Here is a 17251-nt window from a genome sequence, read left to right on the forward strand (position 1 = left end):
CTGGACACGGTCGACCGTGACGTCGAGGACCTGCTGCGCGACCTGGCGCCGCAGGTCCTCGGTGTGCTCGCCCGCCGCTTCGGTGACTTCGCCACCGCCGAGGACGCGGTCCAGGAGGCGCTGCTCGCGGCGGTGACCCAGTGGCCGGTCGAGGGACTGCCGGACAACCCCCGGGGCTGGCTGGTCCAGGTCGCGTACCGCCGGATGGTCGAGCTGGTCCGCTCCGAGGCGGCCCGGCGGCGTCGGGAGGACCTGGCCGCCACCCGCGAGCCGGACGACCGCCGGGCCGCTCCGGCGGCGGACAAGGAACTGGGCGCGGACCGCGACGACACCCTGGTGCTGCTCCTCCTCTGCACCCACCCGGCGCTCTCCCCCGCCTCGGCGATCGCGCTCACCCTGCGGGCGGTCGGCGGCCTGACCACGGCGGAGATCGCCCGGGCGTTCCTCGTGCCCGAGGCCACGATGGCGCAGCGGATCAGCCGCGCCAAGCAGCGAATCCGCGCCTCCGGGGTGCCGTTCCGGATGCCGGACGTCGAGGAGCGTCCGGCCCGCCTGGCGGCGGTGCTGCACGTGCTGTACCTGATCTTCACGGAGGGACACACCGCCAGCGTCGGCCCGGACCTGCGGCGGGTCGACCTGGCCGAGGAGGCGGTCCGGCTGACCCGGACGCTGCACGCGGCGCTGCCCGACGAGAGCGAGGTCGCCGGGCTGCTCGCGCTCATGCTGCTCACCGACGCGCGCGCCGCCGCGCGCACCGGCCCCGGCGGGGAGCTGATCTCGCTGGCCGACCAGGACCGCTCGCGGTGGGACGCGGTGGCCATCGCGGAGGGCGTCGCGCTGGTCACCTGGGCGCTGCCCCGGGGGCCGGTCGGCCCGTACCAGGTGCAGGCGGCCATCGCCGCCCTGCACGACGAGGCGGCGAGCGCCGAGGAGACCGACTGGCCGCAGATCCTGGCGCTGTACGAGGTGCTGGAGCGGCTGGCACCCGGGCCGGTGGTGTCGCTCAACCGGGCGGTCGCGACCGCCATGGTGCACGGTCCGGCCGCCGGGCTGGCCGCCCTCGACGCCCTCGCCGCCGATCCCCGGCTCGCCGGACACCACCGGTTGCCCGCCGCCCGCGCCCACCTGTACGAGATGGCCGGCGACCGGAAGCGCGCGGTTGCCGACTACGGCGCCGCGGCCGACCTGACGACGAGCCTGCCGGAGCAGCGGTACCTGCGCATGCGCGCCGCCCGGCTCACCGCGACCCGGCACCAGGGCTGAGCACGCCGCGCCCGCACCGCCGCCGCACCCCTTGGCCGGACCGACCACCCGCCTCGCGGCCTTTGCTCTGCTTCAACCGGCGCACGGGTTTGCCGTCAGAATCTGTGCGTCCGTTGAAGCAGAGCAAAGGGACCAGAGCAGGTATGCCGCTCCCGGCGACGGGTGCTTGAGACGAGGGTGCGCGACGAGCTGGGCAGCCGACGTCAGGCGCGGCCGACGTCAGGCGCGGCCGACGTCAGGCGCGGCCGGCGCGGTGGCCGGGTCCTGGTCCGGGCCCGGCCACCGGTGGACGGATCAGCTCGCGGTGCAGGTCACCGCGGGTGCGGCGTTGGTGCCGTTCCAGCTGCCGAGGAAGCCGAAGCTGGTGCTGGCGCCGACGCCCAGCCGGCCGTTCCAGTCCACGTTGCGGGCGGTGACCGCCGACCCGCTGCTGGTCAGCGACACGTTCCAGGACTGGTTGACGGTCTGGCCGTTGGCGAACGTCCAGCGCACCGTCCAGCCCGTGATCGCCGACCCGCCGGCGGTCACCCGGACGTCACCCTGGAAACCGCCGGGCCACTGGTTGGTGATCGTGTACGTGGCCGTGCAGCCGCCCGGCGGTGGCGTCGTGGGCGGCGGGGTGGTCGGCGGCGGCGTGGTCGGCGGCGGGCTGGTCGGCGGGTTGCCGAACACCGTGGCCTCCTTCGCGGTGGCCTTGATGCCGTTGGCGCCGTTGAACAGCCGCTGGCCCCACGTGCTCAGGTTGTTCGGGTCGAAGTTGACCGCCAGGTCCAGGTACTCGACGCCACCGCCGTTGCCGCTCCACGACCAGCCCAGCCAGCCGATGCCGTTGGCCTGGCTGTAGCTGAGGATGGTGTCCTCGTCCGGGTTCCCGTCGGAGTGGTTGTGGCCGAACTCGCCCACCACGATCGGCAGCCGGGCGGCGCGGAACCGGCCGAGGTAGTCGCTGATCTCGGCGGCGGTGTCGAAGACGCCGTACATGTGGATCGAGAAGACGGTGTTGCGGTCCGGGTCGGCGGCGAACACCGTCGACGCGTTATCGCGCATGGTGAACGTCCAGTCCTGCCCCCAGTTGGGGGCGTCCACCATGATCGTGTGGTCGAGGTCGGCGGCGCGCAGCCGCGTGATCGCGTTGGATGTGTCGCCGGCCCAGGTGCCGTAGTTCTGGTTGCCGTACGGCTCGTTGCCGATGTTGACGATCACGTACGCCTCCTGCCCACGCAGGACATCGGCGATGCTCAGCCAGTAGTCCACGGCCCGGTCGAGCGTGATCGCGCCGCTCTGCTCGCCGTACCCGGTGGTGTCGTGCACCTCCAGGACGCAGATGAGGCGGTTGGTCCGGCACAGGGAGATGACGTTGGCGACGTCGGTGGCGCTGTTGCGGGTCCACCGGTCGCCGCTCGACAACACCACGCGGACGGTGTTCGCCCCGAGCGCCTTGATGTCGGCGAACGAACGGGTCTGGTGCGTGTACCAGGTGTGCGCGTGGTTGACCCCACGCATGATGAACTCGTTGCCGTTCGCGTCGTACAGCTTGCCGTTCGCGACCGTGAAGCCGGTCGCGGCCCGCGCCGGCTGCCCGATCATCAGGACCGCGACGAGCAGCGCGAGAAGCGCCGCACCGGCGGCGGAGAGTCGTCTTGTCATGGCCTTCCTCACCGAGGGCCCCCGCTGCCCGCGCAGGGGTGGGACGTCACAGGGGACGGCGGTTGCAGCCCGACAACCGCCACCTGGCTCCCGGCGGCAGGAATCAGCGTAGAGCGATGGCTGCCGGAGCGCAATGAACCGGTTAAGGAACGCGGTCCGCCAGGGTTGACCGACGCCGACCGGGGTATCCGGGGATGATCCGCCCGGTCGGAACGAGGAGGCACCATGGTCAACGTCGGCTACACCCTCCTGTGCGAGCAGGCCGGTCCGAAGGAACTGGTCGACTACGCCGTACGCGCCGAGGCGGCCGGCTTCGACCACCTCGTCATGTCCGACCACTACTACCCCTGGCTCGATTCGCAGGGCCACGCCCCGTACGCCTGGTCGGTGCTCGGCGCGGTCGCCCACGCCACCTCGCGGGCGCGGCTGATGTCGTTCGTGACCTGCCCGATCGCCCGCTACCACCCGGCCGTCGTGGCGCAGAAGGCGAGCACCGTCGGCGTGCTGTCGGACGGGCGGTTCACCCTGGGCCTGGGCGCGGGCGAGAACCTCAACGAGCACGTCGTGGGCGGCTGGCCGCACGTGCAGCAGCGGCACGAGATGTTCGAGGAGGCCCTCCAGATCATCCGGCCCCTGCTCAACGGGGAGACGCTCACCTTCTCCGGCAACCACTACGACGTGCCCGACGCGTACGTCTGGGACCGGCCGGAGCAGCCGGTGCCGATGGCGATCGCCGCCTCCGGCCGGCAGTCGGCCACCCTCGCCGCCGAGTACGCCGACGGGATGATCGCCACCGACCCGCTCGCCGAGCTGGTCGAGATGTACGACGACGCCGGCGGCGCCGGCAAGCCACGCTTCGGGCAGGTCGCCATCTGCTACGGCCCGGACGAAGCCGAGTGCCGCAAGATCGTGCACGACCAGTTCCGCTGGTTCGGGTTGGGCTGGAAGGTCAACGCGGACCTGCCCGGGCCGGACGCCTTCGCCGCCGCCACCCAGTTCGTGCGGGAGGAGGACGTCGCCGAGGGCGTCCCCTGCGGCCCGGACGTCGACCGGCACGTCGAGGCGTTCAAGAAGTTCGTCGACGCCGGCTTCAGCCACGTCGCGCTCGTACAGGTCGGCGGGGAGAGCCAGCCGATGTTCCTGGAGTGGGCGCAGGAGCAGTTGCTGCCGCGCCTGCGGGAGCTGTGAGGGTCTCGCCGCTGCGGCGGCCCCGGCTGACCGCGGCCGGGCGCTTCGGCCCCGCCGAGCTGCGCCTCGCCCTCGCCGCGCCCCGGCCCACCGCCGGTCTCACCAGTGAGTGGCGACTGGTCGACGGCCTCCGGACGCACACCCGCCGCGGCGCCGACCCGGGCACCGACGCCCCGCCGGTCGTGCTCGTGCACGGCCTCGCCGTCTCACACCGGTACCTCACCCCCCTGGCCGTGGCGCTCGCCGACACCCACCCCGTGTACGTGCCGGACCTGCCCGGCTTCGGCCTGACCGAACGCCCCGGCACCGCGTACGACGTGCCCCGGCACGCCGACCACCTCGCCGCCTGGCTGGCCGCGTACCGGATGCCGCCGGTCTGCGTGCTCGGCCACTCGTTCGGCGCGGAGGTCGCCGCGGCCCTGGCCGCCCGGCACCCCGAGGCGGTCCGCGCGGTGGTGCTGGCCGGCCCCACCAGCGACCCGGCCGCGCGGTCACGGCGCGGCCAGGTCGGACGGTGGCTGGTCGACACGCTGCGCGAGGCGCCGTTGCAGGCGCCCATCCTGCTCCGCGACGTGTGGGACGCCCGCCCCTGGCGGGTGTCCGCGACCCTCACCCACTCGGTGCGCAACGCGATCGAGGCGGACCTGGTGCGGATCGCCGCGCCGACCGTGGTGGTGACCGGCTCCCGCGACCCGGTGGTCCCCGGCGGGTGGCGGTCACAGGCGGCGCGGCTGGTACCCCACGCCCGGGACGTCGTGGTGCCCGGCGCCGCGCACAACGTCGCCACCACCGCCCCCGCCCAGGTCGCCGACGCGGTCCGGCTGCTGCTGGCTCCGACCCTGACGAACAGGTGATTCGCTGATGCGCATCGGAAACACGGAGATCCGCCCGGCCGGCGGCGGCCTCGGCTGCCTGCTGATGATCCTCTTCTCGGTCGTCGCGTCGATCGTCCTGACCGTGCTGCTCAACCTGGTGCTGTAGCACCAGGTTGAGCAGCGGTGCCAGCTACGCCGGCGCGACGTCGAGGTCGGCGATCAGCGGGTAGTGGTCGGAGGCGCGGTCGGCGTCGCCGCCCCGGACCACCCGCACCTGCCGGGTCAGCTCGGCGACTGCGGGCGTGGCCAGAAGGTAGTCCAGGCGCATCGGCGCGAACTCCGCCCCGCCGTGCCGCGTCGGCACGGTCCACCCGTCCGGTTCCGGTGAACCGTCGCGTGCCCAGAGGTCGACCAGGCCGGCGTCCAGCAGCCGGGCGACCGCGCGGGTGTCCACGGTCCGGCCGTCCCGGCGCAGGTGCCGGCGCCGGTACAGCTCCGGCAGCCCGGCCAGGCGCGCGGTGTGGTCGACGGCCGGATCGAGGGTGTTCAGGTCACCGGCGACCAGGGCCGGCCCGCCGGTCCGGCGCACGGCCGCCGCCAGCCAGTCGGCCTCCATCCGTCGCCGCCCGCCGGAGTACGGGTTGAGATGCGTACCGAACACGGTCAGCGGCCCCGCGTCGGTGGCCACCGTGACCCGCTCGGCGGCGTGGTGGAACGGCCGGCGTACCCGGCCGGCGGTGAGGATCCGCAGCGGCGGGCGGACCAGCACCGCCACCGGCTGGGCGAACCACGACCGGGCCAGGCGTGCCACCATCCCCATCCGCCCGGCGAAGGCCGCCAGGGTGCCGTCGTCGAAGCCGCGCAGCTCCTGCAGCGCCAGGATGTCCGGCCGCAGGTCGGTGACGACCCGGACGATCAGATCCCGCCGGTCCCCGCCGCCGGCGTCCCGACCGCCGGTACGGATGTTCCACGTCGCCACGCGCAGCATGCGGCCGGTCAGTCCACCCGGCCGGCCCGGGCCAGCTCGTCGTCGAGGGTGTGCACGTCCTCCGACTCGATGGCCGGCCGGTTGCCCTCACGCAGGTCCTCGTTCGGCCGGACCACCCAGTAGAGCAGCCCCACCCAGAGGGTGCACAGGATGATCGCGCCCATGAAGTCGGTCGGGTGGTGCATCCCCCGGTACATCCGCGACACCGCCACGCCGACCGGCATGATCACCGCCAGCGCCACGAACACCCAGCGCCACCAGCGGTCGGTGCGCGGGAAGGCGATGATCGCGATGGCGACCCAGACGCACAGGGTGGCCGCGATGTGGCCGGACGGGAAGGACGACGTCGGCATCGGCCCGTCCAGGTTCCCGACCGGCGGGCGGGGCCGGTCCACCGCGGCGGCGGAGGCGAGGAAGAGGGTCAGTTCGCCGAACATGGTCAGCGCGACGAACAGCACCGGGCGCCAGCGCCGCCAGACCGCCAGCACCAGCGGGCAGAAGACCAGCGAGATCAGCAGGATCGCGTGGGTGTCGCCGAACTTGCTCCACCACCAGGAGAGCTCGTCGCGGGCCGGGGTCCGGTGTTCGGCGAACCAGCGCGGCACGTCGGTGTCGAGGGTGGCGAGGAACGTCCCACCGGCGTGGTAGCTGACGAACATCCCGAAGCCGTAGAGGGCGCCGAGCACCAGCACCCAGCCGACGATCAGCTCGAAGACGGCTGCCCGCGGGTGCGGCAGCAGGTGCGCCTCGTCGGGGGCGGGCGCCACGTCGTGCGCGGCCTCCGGCTCCAACCCCTCGGTCAGCGCCGGCACCGGCCGGCCGCGCTCCAGCCGCCACAGGCGGAAGGCGTACGCGGCGATGCCCAGCCACGCCGCGCCCAGCAGCCAGGCGCCCAGCACGTCGGAGACGAAGTGCACGCCCAGCGCGATCCGGGTCAGCCCGATGAGCACCACGAGCGTGGCGACCAGGCCGATCGCCGGCTTCCGCCAGCGGGGCGACATGGCCGGGAGGAAGACCAGCAGCAGCGCACCGTACGCGACGAACGACCCGAGCGCGTGGCCGGAGGGGAAGCTCTGCCCCGCGTACGTCCCGATCGGCACCTCCACCTCGGGGCGCAGCCGGTCGACGAGCGTCTTGAGCGCCGGGTCCAGGATCAACGCGCCGACGCCGGTGACGATGAGGAACACCGCCAGCCGCCCCTGCCGGCGGATCAGCAGACCGACCACGGCGACCGAGATCAGCCAGATGAGCACCGCCCGGCCGCCCAGGTCCGTGAGCGCGTTGAGCACGGTGACCAGCGGCCCGTACGGCGACACGAGGTCGTTGAGCCAGGCGGCGACACCGTGGTCGACGTCGTACAGCGGGGTCCACTTCACCCGGACCAGGACCAGCAGCAGGCCGAAGCCGACCCCGGTGCCGAGCACGAGCGCCAGCCCGGCGAGCGTCCGCTCGGTGAAGTGACCCAGTGGTCGACGCAACACGTCGGTGACCACGCCCACGGCAGCCTCCCTCTCAGCTCCTGGCGTGGCGCTTTACCCGATCGGTGCTTCGCGTACACCGGGCCGGACCTACAGCGAGGTCATCTCACCGGTGTCGTGCGGCTCCATCCGGTCGGCCTCAGGCTCCCACAGGTCCGGCTGGGCCGGCTCGTGGGCGCCGATCCGCACCGCCTCCAACTGCGCGGCGAAGGCCAGCCCGCCGAAGAGCGCCATGCCGGTGAAGTTCGCCCACAGCAGCAGCGCCATCATGCCGGTCAGCGCACCGTAGGTCTGGTTGAAGCCGTCGCTCCAGGCGACGTACCCCGCCAGCAGGAGACTGGTCAGCCACCACAGCGCGGTGGCGAGCCCCGCCCCGAAGTAGAGCCAGGAGAGGCTGGGCTGGTTGCGCCGGGGCGCGTGCCGGAAGAGCACCGCGACGGCCAGCACGGTCAGCCCCAGGCTGAGCGGCCACCGCGCCACGTCCCACACGGCGTGGGCGCCCTCCCCCCACGCGTAGTGCCGCTGCACCGAGTCGCCGATCGCACCGCCGGCGACCAGGATGAGGAACCCGGTCAGCGCGGGCAGGCCGGCGGTGAGTGCCAGGACGGCGGCGCGTACGTACTTCCACAGCGCCGGGCGGTCCCGCTCGACGCCGTAGATCCGGTTGGCGCCCCGCTCGATCTGCGCCATCGTCATGGTCAGCGCGACGAGGCCGGTGAGCAGACCGAGGGTCAGGGCCAGCTCGCCCACCTCCTCGGTGCGCTCGCCCTCGCCGAGCAGCTCACCCACCACCTCGTCGCTGGCGCCCGGAGAGAGCGCCAGCACGGTGTCGGCGACGACCTCACCGCCCTCCTCGACGCCCAGCTCGGAGATCAGACCGGTCAGCGCGATCAGGAACGGCACCACGGCCAGGCAGAGCTGCAACGCGAACGCCCGGGAGTGACTGAACCCGTCGCCGTAGCGGAACCGGATGAACGCGTCCCGCAGCAGGTGCCAGCCGCCCTCGCGGCGCAGGGTGTGCCAGGCGTCGTCGGCGGACAGCTCCTCGTCGGCCATCAGCCGGGTCTCCGGCACGATGCGGGTGCTACTCACGGCGCGCCTCCTCGACCCGCTGCTCGCCCCGCTCCGCGGCCGCGTCGACGTCCACCGCCAGGTCCGGCGCCTCCTCCGGCTGCGGTACGCACAGCCACAGCGCCCGCCGCCGGATCTCCGCCCGCAGCGTCCGGCCCGGCTCGATCAGGTCACCGTCGAGCTCCCGCGGCTGCGGGCGGTTGCTGGTGATCTCCACCCGGCGCCCGCGGAACACCTCCATCCGGGGCACCCGTTCCTGCCGGCGGACGACCGCCCAGCCGAGCGCCACCCAGTGCCGCAACGTGCGCGGGGTGAGCACCGCGACGTCGAGGTAGCCGTCGTCCGGCTCGGCGCCGGTGAGCAGGCGCAGGCCGCCCTGGAGCCGGCCGACGTTGGCGACCAGGACGGACCGGGCCCGGCGCCGGAACGGCTGCTGGTCGTCGATGCGGATGGAGACCCGCATCGGCCGGTCCCGCAGGTGCCGCGCGGCCCCCACCACGTACGCCGGCCAGCCGATCCGCTTCTTGGTGGTCTCCGAGGTGGCGGCCAGCATCTGGGCGTCGAAGCCCATGCCGGCCATCACGGTGAAGTAGTGCTCCTCGACCTGCCCGACGTCGAGCAGGCGCCGGCCGCGCTCGAGGGCCACCTCGAGGCCGGCGACGAGGTCGTTGGAGAGGCCCAGGTTGGCCGCGAGCAGGTTGCCGGTGCCCTGCGGCAGGACGGCCAGCGCCACCTCGGTGCCGACGAGGGCGCTGACGCAGGACATGACGGTGCCGTCGCCGCCGCAGACGAAGACCACGTCCACGCCGGCCCGTACGGCCTCTGCGGCCTGGCCCCGCCCCGGGTCGTCGACGGTGGTCTCGTACCAGAGCGGTTCGGGCCAGCCGGCGGCGGCGAGGACGTCGTCGACGGTACGGCGCAACTCGTCCGGATCGGCCACCTTGACCGGGTTCACCACCACGGCCGACCGCAGCCCGCCCTTGTCCTCTCCAGCATCCACGGCGTCAGTGTGCAGCACAGCCGCGGGTTCAGCGAGTTGCGGCGCGAGCGGGGTCGGCAGCGCCACAAGGAGGTTTCGGCGCCGCCGCCACCGGTGCAGCCCGCCGCCCCACGCCACGCGCCCGGGTCAGGCGGCCGTGCGGAGGGCGGCCTCGACGCGGCGGCGGAGGTCGTCCAGGTTCACGCCCGCCTCGGTGAGCACCAGCGCGGCGAGGCCGTCGCCCTCGCGGAGCAGGCCGAGCAGGATGTGCTCGGTGCCGATGTGTGAGTGGCGCAGCCGCAGCGCCTCCCGCAGCGACAGTTCCAGCGCCTTCTTCGCCCGCGTCGAGAACGGGCCGCCCGCGTACCGTCGCCGGCCCCAGCGGCGGCGCGGCGCCGGCTCCGCCTCGCGGAGCGCGTCCGGGCCGAACGTCTTCTCGATGCGCGCGACGATGGCCGCCAGGTCGATGCCGATCTCGCGCAGCGCGGCGGCGTCGGCGTCGGCGAGCCCGGTGCTGGTGTACGCGGTGTGCCGCCGGATCCGAGCCCGCAGGTCGTCGGCGCTGACGCCCGCCTCGCGCAGCACCCGCACCGCGAGGCTGTCGCCGTCGTCGAGCATCGCGAGCAGCAGGTGCTCGGTGCCGACCGGGCGTTGCCCCTCGGCGCGGGCCTCGGCGCGCGCCCCCTTGACCACGCTGCGCGCCCGGTCGGTGAACCGCTCGAACATCACGCCTCCCAGGATCGATCGACCGCCGGCCGCCCGGCGTGCTTCTTGTGGACCGCCTGCCGGCTGACCTCGAGCGCGTCGGCGATCTCCTGCCAGGACCAGCCCTGCCGCCGGGCGTTGTCGACCTGGACCACCTCGAGCCGCTCGAGAAGCCGGCGCAGCGCGCGGACGGCGCGCAGCCCGACCCGGGGGTCGGTGCTGCTGGCGGCCGCCGCGAGTTCCGTCGCCTGACTCATGGCGTCAACTTACGTTGACGACGCGGAAACGTCAACCCCGGTTGACGTCCTGCTAGGGTCCGGCCGTGCCCGCTCCCGCCCGATCGCCCCGGCCCGACCCAGCGTCCGTCCGCCTGCGCGCCGGCGACCTGGACCTGAACCTGGCGGGCGACACCGTCGTCGGCCACCGGTACCCGGCCAACTTCGACGTCCTCCACGTCGACCCCGACCGTCCCCTCGCCGTGGTCGCCGACGGGATGGGAGCCGGCGAGGGAAGCCGGCGGGCCGGCAGCACCGCCGTGCGGACGCTCGTCACGCAGCTCCGAGCCGCCTGGCCCCACATCGACGCCCGGCGGTTGCGCACCGCCGTGAACGAGGTCCAGTCGGCGGTACGCGCCGCCGGCGCCGACCTCGCCGACCTGACCGGGTGCACCCTCACCGCCCTGCTCGTCGAACCGGACGGCGGACAGGGCTGGCTGGTGCAGCTCGGTGACTCCCGGGCGTACCGGCTGCGCGACGGCCTCCTGGAACTGCTGACCGTCGACCACACCGCGGCCTGGCTGGGCGTCGTCCACGGCTGGTACGCGGCCGACTCCCCCGCCGCCGCCCGGGCCCGCTACCAGCTCACCCGGTACGCCGGGCACCCCGGCGAACCGGAGGCGGACCTGCACGCGGTGACGCTGCGACCCGGTGACACCTGGCTGCTCTGCACCGACGGGGTGAGCGACCAGGTCGACTACCACCGCCTGCGGGAACTTCTGGCCGACCCCGATCCGGATCAGGCCGTCAGCGCCCTCCTCGACGCCACTCTCACCGCCGGCGGCGCCGACAACGCCACAGCCATCATCGTCCACGTGCGCTGAGAATCGGTCGGCCAGGCGTGCGAAACGCCGCTGGCCGGCACCCGGGTTCGGGTGCCGGCCAGCGGCTTGGTTCCCCCTGTCGAGGAAAGACTTCGGTTGTCAGCTGTTCCAGTACTTGGCGACGAGGTCGGCGGCCTGGGTCTCCCACTGGGCGTAGTGGAACGGGTAGGCCGACACCTGCACGGTCTGGGCGGCCTTGGTCAGCGGCATGTCCTGCCAGCCGTCGACCTGCTTGAGACCCTTGAGGAACGCCAGCGTGGAGTATTCGGGGTCGGTGATCTGCTCGACCGTGCCCCACCCGCTGGACGGGCGCTGCTGGAACAGGCCCTGCGAGTCGTGGTCGTTGCGCTCACCCAGGTGACCCAGGTTGACCAGCTTCGACTCCTGCAACGCGGTGGCGATGGCGACCACGGCGGCCCGCTCGTCCATGTCGGCCTTCTTCGTCGCCGCGATGATCGCCTTCACATTCGCGACCTGCTCGTCGTCCAGGTCGATGCGGGACTGCTTGCCCTGCACACCGTGCGGAATCAGCTTGCCGGTGTCGGGCTTGTCGGCCAGCACCGTGGCGGCGACCGGCTTGGACTCCGCCGACGGGGCGGCGGTGGCGGGGCCGGCGACCATGCCACCGGCGAAGGCCAGACCAGCAACACCCAGAACGCTCTTACGCAGCAGCTTCGAGTTCATGACAAGCTCCATTCGGGGGAAGACGCCACCCACCCGCAAAGGGGGGACAAGGGGTGTGGTGACGCAAGCACCGTCCGGCGCTCACAGACATTCGAGGGATGACCACCAGGCCCAAGGGGGCGGGCAGATGGTGACCGAAAGACCGGCGAACCGGGGCCGGCGGCCCTCGTGGTGCCGGATCCAGATGTAACGACCACCGGCCCGCCATCATTCCGGCCGGGCCCGAGGACCATGCCCCACCCGCTCGGGTGGGCGGCCCTACTCGATCGTCCAGGTGATGTAACGACCCCGCCCCCGCCACCATTCCACCCCCACGATGCCGCCCATCACACCCCCGAAACCCGACATTCAGCCCAGGGAGGCGCCATCGCCACCAGTCCGCCCTTGACGTGCTGACAAAATGTGCAAGGATTGTCAGCATGTCGAGCGACCGGCTGGAGACGATCCTCGCGGCGGCGTACGAGTGCTTCACCCGACACGGGGTGCGTCGGACGACGATGGACGACATCGCGGCCGCCGCCGGGATGTCGCGTCCGGCCGTCTACCAGTACGTCCGCAACAAGGACGACGCGTACCGACGGCTTGCCGAGCGGCTGTTCGCCGACTCGCTCGCCGAGGCGCGCCGGGCGGCCGCCGACCCCGCGGCGTCCACGGCCGAGCGGTTGCTCACCGTGCTCGGGGCGAAGCTGGACCTCACCCTGACCCTGCACCGGGAGAGCCGGCACGCCGCCGAGTTGCTCGACGAGAGCACCAAGCTGACCGGGGACCTCGTCGAGGCGTACACCCGGGAGCTGACCGATCTGGTGGCCGCCGCGCTCGCCGACCGTGCCGGGCCCCGCGCCCGCGCGGTGGCCGACGTGCTGGTCGCGCTCACCCGCGGCCTGGAGGCCGACCTCACCGACCCCGACCTGCCCCGGCGGCGGCTGCGCGACGGGGTCGCGTTGATCGTCGCCGGCCTGGACACCCCTGGAGACCTCGCATGACCACCGTCCTCGTCACCGGCACCTCGTCCGGCATCGGCCGGGCCACCGTCGCGCGGCTGGCCCGGCACCCCGGGTTGACCGTCTACGCCACCGCCCGCAAGGTCGAGGCGATCGCCGACCTGGCGGAGGCCGGCGCCCGGCTGCTTCCCCTCGACGTCACCGACGAGGCGTCGATGACCGCCGCCGTCGCCGCGATCGAGGCCGAGCACGGCCAGGTCGACGTCCTGGTGAACAACGCCGGCTACGGAGAGTACGGCCCGATCGAGGAGACCCCGATGGATCGGGTGCGGGCGCAGTTCGAGACGAACGTGTTCGGGCTGAGCCGGCTCACCCAGCTGGTGCTGCCCGGCATGCGTCGGGCCGGCCGGGGCCGGATCGTCAACGTCAGCTCGATGGGCGGCCGGATCGTGTTCCCCGGTGGGGGCTACTACCACGCGAGCAAGTACGCGGTGGAGGCCATCTCCGACGCGCTGCGCCAGGAGGTGCGGCCGTTCGGCGTCGACGTGGCGATCGTCGAGCCGGGCCTGATCCGTACCGGCTTCGGCGCCGTCGCGGCCGGGTCGCTCGGCGCGGGGGCGGACCCGGCCGGGCCGTACCGGAGGATGGTGGCGGCGGTGGACGAGACGATGGCGCGGTCGTACGAGAATCGCCTGCTCGCGGCCGCGCCCGACGCGGTCGCCCGGGTGATCGAACGGGCGGTGACCGCCCGTCGCCCGCGCACCCGCTACCTGGTCACGGCGGCGGCGTGGGCGATGGTGCACACGCGGCGGCTCTTCGGCGCCCGCGTCTTCGACGCGATCAACCGCCTCCAGTTCCGCTGAGCCGCGCCACCCGGTGACGGCGTCCGCCGCCGGGCCCCAGGCGCGAAGGCCGCCGGGGGTGCGGCGGACAGCACGGCGGTACGCCGATCCCGCCCCGCCGCCGTACCACCCGGACTAGCCTCGGGACGGGGGCCGGGTGCGACGCCTGCGGAGGTGATGCCGGATGACCGCAGTCACCGAGGCGCCGGTGCTGGCCGGTGTCGGCTCGGAGCGGAACCTGCCGCTGGTCCGGCTGGCCGCGCGCGAGGCCGTCGGGCACGGGCGGCCGCTGCACCTGGTACACGCGTTCGACTGGGGAGCGGCGCTGGCGGCACCGTCGATCGCGGGGCCGCACGACGCGGCGGAGGAACTTCTCGCCCGCGCCACCGAGGTCGCCAAGGAGGTCGACGAGGACCTGCCGGTCAGCGGCGAGATCTCCGAGGAACCAGCGGTGGACACGCTGGTCCGCCGGTCGGAGACGGCGTTCCTGGTCGCGGTCGGCGACAGTGGCATGAGCGCACACCCCGGCTGCTGCGTGCCCGCCGAGGCGCCCGCCGTACAGGTCGCCGCCCGGGCCGGGTGTCCGGTGCTGGTCGGACGCCGGGATCCTCCGCCGGAGGGCCCGGTGCTGGTCGGCGTGGACGGCTCACCCGACTCCCGGAAGGCGCTGGCGTGGGCGTTCGACTGCGCCGCGCGTCGCGAGGCCCGGCTGGTGGCCGTCCGGGTGGCGGAGCCGGGGTGCGCCGACGACGACCCGGAGGTGCTCACCGGCACCGTCGCCCGGGTCGGCGAACGGTGGCCCGCCGTATCCGTCGAGTGTCACACCATCCGCGGCGACCCGCGTTCCGTCCTCGTCGAGCAGACGCGGTCGGCCCAGCTCGCGGTGGTGGCTGCGCGGGCGGACCAGCCCGGCCGGGGCATGCTCGGGTCCGTGAGCCAGACGCTGCTCTACCACTCCCCGGCGCCGGTGATCGTGGTACGCGGATTCGCCGCGACGGACGGCCCGGACGCACAGGACCAACGACCCTGATCCACCGCAGCCGATCCGGCGAGGCTGATGACGGAACCCTTCCTTCCGGATGCGCCACTCCCCGACCCGCGAGAGGCTCAGGCAGTATGGACACCGCAACCGACCTGCACGGCCCCCTGACCGAAGACGAGCTGCGCCGGCTGGACGCGTACTGGCGGGCGGCGAACTACCTCACCGTCGGGCAGATCTACCTGCTCGACAATCCGCTGCTCCGGGAACCGCTCACAGCCGAGCACGTGAAGCCGCGGCTGCTCGGTCACTGGGGCACGAGCCCCGGCCTGAACCTGATCTACGCCCACCTCAACCGCGTCGTCGTCGCCCGTGACCTCTCCGCCATCTTCATCACCGGCCCGGGCCACGGCGGCCCGGCCCTGGTCGCGAACACCTGGCTGGAGGGCACGTGGAGCGAGCGCTACCACGGCACCGGCCGCGACGAGGCCGGCATGGCCCGGCTGTTCCGCCAGTTCTCCTTCCCGGGCGGCGTCCCGAGTCACGTCGCGTCCGAGGTGCCGGGTTCGATCCACGAGGGCGGCGAGCTGGGGTACGCGCTCAGCCACGCCTACGGCGCGGCGTTCGACAACCCGGACCTGCTGGTCGCCTGCGTCATCGGTGACGGCGAGGCGGAGACCGGGCCGCTCGCCGGCAGTTGGCTGTCGAACGTGTTCCTCAACCCGGCCCGGGACGGCGCGGTGCTGCCCATCCTGCACCTCAACGGGTACAAGATCGCCAGCCCGACGGTGCTCGACCGCATCCCCGAGTCCGACCTGCTGGACCTGATGCGCGGGAACGGCTACCAGCCGTACGTGGTCGCCGGCGACGACCCGGCGACCGTGCACCAGGCGCTCGCCGCGGCCCTGGACCGGGCGCTGGACGAGATCGCCGCGATCCAGCGGAAGGCCCGGTCGGGTGGCGCGGTCGAGCGTCCGCGCTGGCCGATGGTCATCCTCCGGACGCCGAAGGGCTGGACCGGCCCCCGCGACGTCGACGGCAAGCACGTGGAGGGCACGTACCGGTCGCACCAGGTGCCGCTGTCGGAGGTGCGCACCAACCCGGCGCACCTGGCCGAGCTGGAGCGGTGGCTGCGCAGCTACCGGCCGGAGGAGCTGTTCGACGCGACCGGCGCCCCGGTGGCCGACCTGGCGGCGCTGCCCCCGCGGGGGGACCGCCGGATGAGCGCCAACCCGGTCACGAACGGCGGGCTGGTGTTGCGGGACCTGAACCTGCCGGACTTCCGCGACTACGCGGTGGAGGTGGCGAGTCCCGGCGCGACGATCGGCGGTGCCACCGGGGCGTTGGGGCCGTGGGTCCGGGACGTGATCGCGGCGAATCCGCAGACGTTCCGGCTGTTCGGCCCGGACGAGGTCGAGTCCAACCGGCTCGGTGCCGCGCTCGAGGTCACCGGCCGGGCCTGGGTGGCGGCGACGGTGCCCGACGACGACCACCTGTCCCCCGACGGCCGGGTCATGGAGGTGCTGTCGGAGACCCTGTGTCAGGGCTGGCTGGAGGGGTACCTGCTGACCGGCCGGCACGGGATCTTCACCAGCTACGAGGCGTTCATCCACATCGTCGACTCGATGGTCAACCAGCACGCAAAGTGGCTGAAGGTGACCCGGGCCATCCCCTGGCGGCAGCCGCTGGCCTCGCTGAACTACCTGCTCTCCAGTCACGTGTGGCGGCAGGACCACAACGGCTTCTCGCACCAGGACCCGGGCTTCATCGACCACGTCATGAACAAGAAGGCGGAGGTGGTCCGGGTCTACCTGCCGCCGGACGCCAACACCCTGCTCTCCACCATGGACCACTGCCTGCGCAGCCGGCACTACATCAACGTGGTGGTCGCCGGGAAGCAGCCGGCGCCGAACTGGCTGTCGATGGACGACGCGATCATGCACTGCCGCCGTGGCCTCGGCATCTGGGACTGGGCCAGCAGCGACGGCGGTGAGGAGCCGGACGTGGTGCTCGCCTGCGCCGGCGACGTGCCGACCCTGGAGACCCTCGCCGCGGCCGACCTGCTGCGCCGGCACCTGCCCGACCTGAAGGTGCGGGTGGTCAACGTGGTCGACCTGATGCGCCTCCAGCCGCCCACGGAACACCCGCACGGGCTGTCGGACAAGGAGTTCGACACGATCTTCACGGCGGACAAGCCGGTCATCTTCGCGTACCACGGCTACCCGTGGCTGATCCACCGGCTGACGTACCGTCGGACCAACCACGAGAACCTGCACGTACGCGGCTACAAGGAGGAGGGCACCACCACCACGCCGTTCGACATGGTGATGCTCAACGACCTGGACCGCTTCCACCTGGTCATCGACGTGATCGACCGGGTGCCCGGGCTGGCCGCCCGGGCGGCCCACCTGCGGCAGGAGATGGTCGACGCCCGCCAGTCGTGCCGCGACTACACCCGCCGGCACGGCGAGGACGACCCGCGGGTGTCCGAGTGGCGGTGGATCCGGGAGAGCGACCCCAAGGTCAGGGGTGACCAGTGAGCGCGAGGAGTGCGCCGGCGAGCCCCGCAGTC

General features: G+C 73.2%; 16 protein-coding genes. 8 read left to right on the forward strand and 8 right to left on the reverse strand.

Going from position 1 to position 17251, the window contains the following annotated elements; genetic code table 11:
• Positions 1-1263 (forward strand): RNA polymerase sigma factor, encoded by a 1263-nt coding sequence (locus tag GKC29_RS25670; protein WP_155333260.1) that lies wholly within the window; start codon positions 1-3, stop codon positions 1261-1263.
• A gap of 294 nt (positions 1264-1557) precedes the next feature.
• Here GKC29_RS25670 and GKC29_RS25675 read toward each other — a convergent pair whose 3' ends face one another.
• Complete coding sequence (locus tag GKC29_RS25675; RefSeq protein ID WP_155333261.1) at positions 1558-2910, reverse strand: cellulase family glycosylhydrolase; 1353 nt, start codon at positions 2908-2910, stop codon at positions 1558-1560.
• Between the two features lie 225 nt (positions 2911-3135).
• Here GKC29_RS25675 and GKC29_RS25680 point away from each other — a divergent pair, with 225 nt between their 5' ends.
• Together GKC29_RS25680 and GKC29_RS25685 are read left to right on the forward strand one after the other, a co-directional pair.
• Positions 3136-4098, forward strand: a complete 963-nt coding sequence (locus tag GKC29_RS25680; RefSeq protein WP_155333262.1) for a TIGR03557 family F420-dependent LLM class oxidoreductase — start codon at positions 3136-3138, stop codon at positions 4096-4098.
• Positions 4095-4952 (forward strand): alpha/beta fold hydrolase, encoded by an 858-nt coding sequence (locus GKC29_RS25685; protein WP_230688815.1) that lies wholly within the window; start codon positions 4095-4097, stop codon positions 4950-4952. The genes GKC29_RS25680 and GKC29_RS25685 overlap by 4 nt, the downstream gene beginning before the upstream one ends.
• Positions 4953-5103: 151 nt before the next feature.
• Here GKC29_RS25685 and GKC29_RS25690 read toward each other — a convergent pair whose 3' ends face one another.
• From GKC29_RS25690 to GKC29_RS25715, 6 genes are all read right to left on the reverse strand, one after another.
• Positions 5104-5901: an endonuclease/exonuclease/phosphatase family protein gene (locus GKC29_RS25690; RefSeq protein WP_155333263.1), complete on the reverse strand. Its 798-nt coding sequence runs from the start codon at positions 5899-5901 to the stop codon at positions 5104-5106.
• Positions 5902-5909: 8 nt separating this feature from the next.
• The gene (locus GKC29_RS25695; protein ID WP_155333264.1) at positions 5910-7400 is read right to left on the reverse strand and encodes a phosphatase PAP2 family protein; all 1491 of its coding nucleotides are present in this window, start codon (positions 7398-7400) and stop codon (positions 5910-5912) included.
• 69 nt (positions 7401-7469) lie between these two features.
• Entirely contained in the window at positions 7470-8471 is a 1002-nt protein-coding gene (locus tag GKC29_RS25700) for a YihY/virulence factor BrkB family protein (RefSeq protein WP_155333265.1), read from the reverse strand.
• Complete coding sequence (locus GKC29_RS25705; protein WP_230688816.1) at positions 8464-9450, reverse strand: diacylglycerol kinase family protein; 987 nt, start codon at positions 9448-9450, stop codon at positions 8464-8466. The genes GKC29_RS25700 and GKC29_RS25705 overlap by 8 nt, the downstream gene beginning before the upstream one ends.
• 126 nt (positions 9451-9576) lie before the next feature.
• Positions 9577-10155, reverse strand: a complete 579-nt coding sequence (locus tag GKC29_RS25710; RefSeq protein WP_155333267.1) for a Clp protease N-terminal domain-containing protein — start codon at positions 10153-10155, stop codon at positions 9577-9579.
• Positions 10155-10391: an HTH domain-containing protein gene (locus GKC29_RS25715; RefSeq protein ID WP_155333268.1), complete on the reverse strand. Its 237-nt coding sequence runs from the start codon at positions 10389-10391 to the stop codon at positions 10155-10157. The genes GKC29_RS25710 and GKC29_RS25715 overlap by 1 nt, the downstream gene beginning before the upstream one ends.
• 65 nt (positions 10392-10456) lie before the next feature.
• Here GKC29_RS25715 and GKC29_RS25720 point away from each other — a divergent pair, with 65 nt between their 5' ends.
• Positions 10457-11233, forward strand: coding sequence for a PP2C family serine/threonine-protein phosphatase (locus tag GKC29_RS25720; RefSeq protein WP_155333269.1), 777 nt, complete (start codon positions 10457-10459; stop codon positions 11231-11233).
• Between the two features lie 99 nt (positions 11234-11332).
• On the opposite strand, the gene GKC29_RS25725 is transcribed toward GKC29_RS25720, so the two are convergent.
• Positions 11333-11917 carry a hypothetical protein gene (locus tag GKC29_RS25725; protein ID WP_155333270.1) on the reverse strand — a complete coding sequence of 195 codons (585 nt, stop codon included), beginning with the start codon at positions 11915-11917 and terminating at the stop codon, positions 11333-11335.
• Between the two features lie 419 nt (positions 11918-12336).
• Between GKC29_RS25725 and GKC29_RS25730 the strand changes: the two genes are divergently transcribed.
• The 4 genes from GKC29_RS25730 to GKC29_RS25745 all read left to right on the forward strand — a co-directional run bounded on the left by GKC29_RS25730 (position 12337) and on the right by GKC29_RS25745 (position 17219).
• Positions 12337-12900 (forward strand): TetR/AcrR family transcriptional regulator, encoded by a 564-nt coding sequence (locus GKC29_RS25730; RefSeq protein ID WP_155333271.1) that lies wholly within the window; start codon positions 12337-12339, stop codon positions 12898-12900.
• Positions 12897-13721 carry an oxidoreductase gene (locus GKC29_RS25735; RefSeq protein WP_155333272.1) on the forward strand — a complete coding sequence of 275 codons (825 nt, stop codon included), beginning with the start codon at positions 12897-12899 and terminating at the stop codon, positions 13719-13721. Before GKC29_RS25730 ends, GKC29_RS25735 begins: the two co-directional genes overlap by 4 nt.
• Before the next feature lie 163 nt (positions 13722-13884).
• Positions 13885-14730, forward strand: a complete 846-nt coding sequence (locus GKC29_RS25740; protein WP_155333273.1) for a universal stress protein — start codon at positions 13885-13887, stop codon at positions 14728-14730.
• Positions 14731-14816: 86 nt separating this feature from the next.
• A complete protein-coding gene (locus GKC29_RS25745; protein WP_155333274.1) occupies positions 14817-17219 on the forward strand; it encodes a phosphoketolase in 2403 nt (800 codons plus the stop codon).
• Positions 17220-17251: the final 32 nt, after the last annotated feature.

This window comes from Micromonospora sp. WMMC415, assembly GCF_009707425.1.
Taxonomy (GTDB): Bacteria; Actinomycetota; Actinomycetes; order Mycobacteriales; family Micromonosporaceae; genus Micromonospora.